The sequence below is a fragment of the Atribacterota bacterium genome, assembly GCA_028717805.1.
GTDB lineage: Bacteria > Atribacterota > Phoenicimicrobiia > Phoenicimicrobiales > Stramentimicrobiaceae > Stramentimicrobium.
Genome location: JAQUNC010000071.1, coordinates 1 through 6,010 on the forward strand (window position 1 = coordinate 1; position 6,010 = coordinate 6,010).

A 6,010-nucleotide genomic window follows, 5' to 3' on the forward strand; every position below is an offset into this window, starting at 1 on the left:
CCCCTTCCTTTGAATATGCCACATATGGACAGAAATTCTCTAGACGGTGCTTGGCAAGAAAACTGCCATCGTCAGCGATTAAAAATGTCTTCTTGGATTCCGCATTCTTGATGACTGCTTCCACATCTTCTTTTTTAATACCACGTGCGTTCATCTTTTCTTCTGCTTCGGCAGAAATGATCAGGTTCATAATTCCTCCTTTATTGTCTCAGGCTCGTATTATTTATGAAAAGCCGTACCCAGAGGCTTCTTCACAAATTCCATCACAGCCTCTGTCAACGTCGGATGCACGTGAATTGTGGTAGCCAGTGTCACAACCCTCGTTTCTTTAGGGACACAAATCGCCAGTTCGCCGATCAGCAAACTCATTTTCGTACAATACAACTCCGCCCCAATAATCCAGTGTGTTTTATTATCGACCATGATCTTAATCGCACCCGTCGTTTCCTGCATGGTGTTTGTTATCTCGTTGGCACTAATTTTAATAAAACCTGTCAACGCATCAATACCCTAATCCTTGGCATCCTGTTCGAAAAAGCCTACCTTTGCAATCTCAGGAATGCCAAATATAATCCATGGCTTGGCCATATGTTAATCATACCAAATTGAGCATCTTACTGGTATAACCGTTTAACCATTACCACCTTCTAAGAAGATGGATTTTTAAGGTTAATTAAATGTTCTTCAAACATAGCAGTTATCTGCTTGTCATTCATCAGCAGCGTAACGCTGTTCATCAGCTCGACAATCGCATTATAGAAAGTACCGATCTCGATGCTTATCGCACTAGCACCGATCACCAGTATTGATCGAGGCGGATCTTTGAGTGTTAGTTTTTAATCAGATGTCAGTACGTTTTTCAGTCGATATTGAATACGGTAATCATAGTTGGCTCCGAGCCAGTTGCTATGACAATTCCGTCTCTCGCCAAAAATTATTCTTTATTACCACCGCAAATCACCTTGACATTGGTTGGGCTGGTTATCTCGGCCAAAGTATTCAACCACGACTCGATATTATCTCGGCTGCCGATAACAAACTGCTTGAGGCCAAATATCATATGCTGCAGTATTTTGTTCTTTGTTCTTTATCGCCATAACGTGCTTGAAATTGACCGTATATTCGGACATTCCAGTACCGAATTTCTTTGCGTTTTTGATGTTTTCAAATATATGCACACTGTGAACAGTACCTTCGGCTGAATATACCCCCTATTAATACACGTTCCATCCGGGCTGTCTTTGCTTCATTTGTCTAATAGCAACACTCGTTTTCCTTTATCCGAGCATTACAATGCACAGGCAATGCCACCACTTCCCGATTCAATAACAACATCATAATCTTTCATATTCTTTTTACCCCCGTTATTAATTGTGCCGCCGCGACCACAACGGCTTCATTAGTCAGTACACATTTTCGGAACCCGGATAAATAGCAACCTATTTCTATAGGAAAGAACTAGATGTGTAAACACATCATGAAATTAATACAATTTATAATATAGAAGATTATATATTTGTTGTCATTCTAGTGTGTGCCTCCGTCTGTGTCAAATTTTTGTAGGCACTTTTTTCTACTGTAAAAATTTTATTGTTTGAGGCTGACCTACCTTATAGATTAGTATAACTATTCTAGCTTAAAATAAATGGCAAATACCCTTCTTTTATTTGGTTTACAGTGATACATACTAAATCTACTTTCTTTAATTTTTTTCTATTTCATTATACATACTCTAACTGAGCTAATTTCCTTAAAACACCTACCCATGGTTTATCTGTATGCGGCCCATCTAAGACCGGGATCCTGGCCTGGATTATGGCAGGATAAGAAACTTCTTTGGTAAAATAGGATGCTGATAATGGTGGTTTAAATAGTGTTACCTTAATAGGATGATTCCTCTGTTTTTGCAACCTGGTGTCCCACTTGCCGTTGAGAATGGTCTCTTTGACTTTCAGCAAAGAGAATGCCCCTTTTTTGGTCCAGCTTCTGCCCTGTTTTTTGAAATGGTTGGCAATGGCTAGTTTGACATTGGATTCAATTGCTCCTGTTTTTGCGATCTCCTTGTCCTTATCCTTTAGAGATACCTGATTACTGATACCATGGCGGTTGTTAGAGATGTAGGAATAGAAGTCTGCCAAAAGCTTCTTCTGTTTTTGCTCAGAAGAAGCTACTAAGAGATTGTCAATCTTTGCTAGGGCTTCATCAATGACCTGGTGAAAAGTTATGGTTATCATACTCAGTATCCATAGGTGTAGTCTTACCTCCTTGTAGCAAGTGTGGCCTAACCATAAAAGCATCTAAAAACATCTGGAGTAAAACCCGGATTTCACCCTATTGGAAAGATAGGTTAGTAGATTATTTTTCTTTAGGTGTTCCAGCATATCGCCTGCGTTTTCAAATCCCTTACAGCAAACCAATTATACTAAGATGGTTTTGTAACCCAAGAGAGGTGTTTTTCTAGGATATTATCAAAGATCTAAAACCACTCTCTGGTGAGATCGAAATGGATAAAACCATGTTCGGTGGTAGAAGACCAGGTAAACGTGTCTGGGGTGCAACTGGCAAAAACATCGTTTTTGGCATTTACCAAAGAAACGTCAAAGTCCTTACTTTTCCTATCACCTCACGTGCCAAGGAGACTATGCAGCTATACTTGAAAGAAGTAGAATGGTGATTTAATCACCGAAACGAGAATCTGGTTATCCTAGTAAGGAGGTTACTGAATCAACAGATTTCCATTGTCAAAGAACAAATTTAGTGCAATTCAGTTTAGGTATTACATTAATATTATATATATATTAAGAAAAAAATAAGGCAATACCAATGAACTAGTTGGTATGGCCTTAAAATCTTTACCCAATATGATTCTATTAAGATAAGAGATAAAAATATGATATTTGTTTTTTTATTTCTTATTACTAAAACACTTTTTAGTTTTTTATATATCACTATTTTTATTCTTAAGAAAATTATCATGCAGTTAAAACTTCCATCCCCATTATTTCTCCAAGCTCTTTGATTTTTTCCCTTATATCTCCATAAACCCAAGCATGGTGGTGACCAACTTTACATTCTTTTTTAAAAAAGTCTTTTACATCGTCTACTTGTGCAAAGAACCCTGTTGGGCAACCAATATTCTTATATCCTGCATCACCAACAATTATAGCTTTTGTAGCCAACATTTTTGTTCCAGAAGGATCTACTTTAAGAAATGTTATTTCCTTATTTATATCCTGATCATAATTGTACCTCATAGCCGGTCCCCATCCTGAATGAGTGAACGATTGGATACCATAACAAGAAGGAGACTTATCCCTTCCTCCCATATACTTAGTTGGAACAGAGTGAAAATGATATACAAGATTATCCATTGTCTTAAATTTTTCGCCTGCATCTTTTAAAAGATCAGTTACCATAGCATCAGACTTAAGTAGGTCATGTATTTCTTTTGTTGCAGGGTGTAAATTACCCATATGTGGTGCAGAAGTTGTTATATTCATTAAAATAGCCAGGGTAAAAAGAGCACTAGTATCGTTTTGACATGCTGAAGGTATCCCATCCTCTTTTAATAGTGAATGGGCAAGACAAAATGTGTATTTATCTTTATTAAGCCTATGTGTAGCACATATCTCTGGACATGGAATAGTGAATGCATTGCATTCATACTTCTCCAGTAATCTTTTAACTGCAATGTAAAATTTTATAGAATTAATCATATATTTTCTTTCCACAGTACAATATTCAGCATTTTCTATCAGTTTATCAGCAATTTCTTCGGCCTGTTTAATCCCTTCTTCGTCCAAATTCGTAGTTGCATCCAATACATCTTCTGCATTAATAAAAGAAAATTTAATTCCATATTTTTGTTCAAGATAGTCTAAGTTTCTTATACTAGCCATTGCTCCAAGAGTTGCTAAATTGTTTTTTAATACGAACAATGCTCTTGTATTAGCAATACCTTTTCTAGCTCTTAGTAGCGAAAAATGTTCACGTGTAGCATAATTGTCTGTATAAGCATAACCTTCTAGGCCAATAGATTGTAAATAAGCAGGTGCATCAGTGGTAAAAGGACCTGCAGCCCCAACAGGCTTTTTAAACCTTTTTGCTAGTTCAATGGCAAAATAACTAGGAAATCGGCCACTTAATAGAAAAAAATCTGTCTTATTTAAATCAGGTTCCACTAATCTAAATAATTCATTAGTCTTTGCAGATAAGACAAATTTGTCAGTCCAAGAAAGATACAAGGGTTCTAAAAGACTAACATCATCAGTAGAATGTATTTTTTTTAAATTATCTTTAAATATCTTATAAGTTTTTTCACCCATTTTTTTATCATATTCTGCAGTGAGTTTTTCACCTAATCCACTTCTACAGGGACCTTCATAAACAGCAGTGTGAACCAAATGTAAAAAAATTGGCTTCACATTTAATTTTAAATCAACAGACTTTTCAATTGACATTTTAATCACCTCAATAATTACTTATTTAAAGTGTTGACATGCAAACAAAGCTTTCAGACAGAACACAGTGCCTATCTCACCGAGTATCGTTTCGTCTTGATACCTAAATATCGCCGTCTTTTATTTTTTATTCATGGTAAACCTCTGGTTTTCTGCCCCAAGGAATTAACAAATCTACTGTTAAGTTGGTGACTTAAATAACACTGCAACTTAATAGTAGAAATTCTATAACTTGCTTTTATTTATTTTTATTTCTAAAATTATCTCTGATCTCGATTGCTTCATTATAAAACTGCCTTGCCGGTATTCCCTTTGCTTCAATTTGCTCAATTCTTTTATCAATCATTGGTGTGACAATTTCAATAAATTGTTGCGTATCTTCTTCGGTCCATTCATATATTTCAATATTATTGTTTTTTAAGAAGTTCAAAGCATTACTTTGGAGATCATCATACATTTTTGCGTCTTTCAAGGCAGTTTTCATTCCAATACAGCTTTCAATTAATTCTTGATCTTCAGGAGAAAGCTTATTCCATGTATTCATGCTAAAAGCAACCATTCCTGTAGAGGTAAATAGACTCATATTATTAACTGCATATTTAATTACTTCATGATGACTGTAGGTTTCAATTGCTGTATGGTCAGTACACTCACCATCTATTATTCCTCTTTCCAATGCATCATAAACCTCACTCATAGGGATGTTGGTACCTACACCACCAAGTGAATTAATAAGTTCTTCCGCAAAAGTAGTTGAAACTCTAAGATTCTTTCCTTTAAAATCCTCGATTCCGTGGATAGGCTGCTTAGCCGTATATACACTTCCTGGAGGAGTTCCACCCAAGCTGATTATTTTGTAATTGTTATATTCCTCCTGAAAAGCTTCATTTGTTTCCAGCAATGTCATCATAGTATGCGCGAGTTCAGTGACATTTCTCCACATTCCTGAAAATTCAAAAAGTGACGTTAACAGAAATCTACCCGGATAGTAACCCTGTTGAGTCCAACCCCCATCCACTGCTCCTGATGCCATATCGTCTGCCATCATTGCCCCAGTAGATAATGAGCCACCTGGGTGAATGTTAATTATAATACGCCCGTTAGATTTTTCTTTAATTTCTTCAAAGAGTGGTTCTAATATTTGAATTTGTTTATGGTGACTAGAAGGATAAGGATGGGCAAAGCTAAGAACAACAGTCTTCTTCTCTTGTTCTGCACATACAAGTAATGATACATTTAAGAAAATAATTAAGATAATCATAATTATAAAAAATTTATTTTTATCCATTTCACAACACCTTTCTTCATGAAATTTAAATTCATTCTCATTGAAATCGTGTTATATTTTTTTTATTAATTTTCTCACCTCCTATTATTTTTTCCCCCGGATTTCTAGTACATCATATTAGGAAGGAAAAGAACTATTTGAGGGAAGATAACAGCTAAAATAGATGCTAAAATTATTGCAAGCCAAAGAGGTATCTGATATTTAAAAATCTGTGATGTTGGAATCTTAGTGACTGATGCTATGACGAGACTGAAAACTCCTC

General features: G+C 35.8%; 5 protein-coding genes. All 5 read right to left on the reverse strand.

The window, feature by feature from the left end:
- Positions 1-190, reverse strand: a 190-nt coding sequence (locus tag PHD84_10325; protein ID MDD5638190.1) for a DUF4258 domain-containing protein, incomplete at its 3' end; no start/stop codon positions are given.
- Between the two features lie 29 nt (positions 191-219).
- Complete coding sequence (locus PHD84_10330; GenBank protein MDD5638191.1) at positions 220-498, reverse strand: hypothetical protein; 279 nt, start codon at positions 496-498, stop codon at positions 220-222.
- Positions 499-1,721: 1,223 nt separating this feature from the next.
- Positions 1,722-2,234, reverse strand: a complete 513-nt coding sequence (locus PHD84_10335) for a hypothetical protein (GenBank protein MDD5638192.1) — start codon at positions 2,232-2,234, stop codon at positions 1,722-1,724.
- A gap of 738 nt (positions 2,235-2,972) precedes the next feature.
- Complete coding sequence (locus PHD84_10340; protein MDD5638193.1) at positions 2,973-4,460, reverse strand: hypothetical protein; 1,488 nt, start codon at positions 4,458-4,460, stop codon at positions 2,973-2,975.
- Positions 4,461-4,698: 238 nt separating this feature from the next.
- Positions 4,699-5,748, reverse strand: coding sequence for a TRAP transporter substrate-binding protein (locus PHD84_10345; protein ID MDD5638194.1), 1,050 nt, complete (start codon positions 5,746-5,748; stop codon positions 4,699-4,701).
- Between the last annotated feature and the right edge of the window lie 262 nt (positions 5,749-6,010).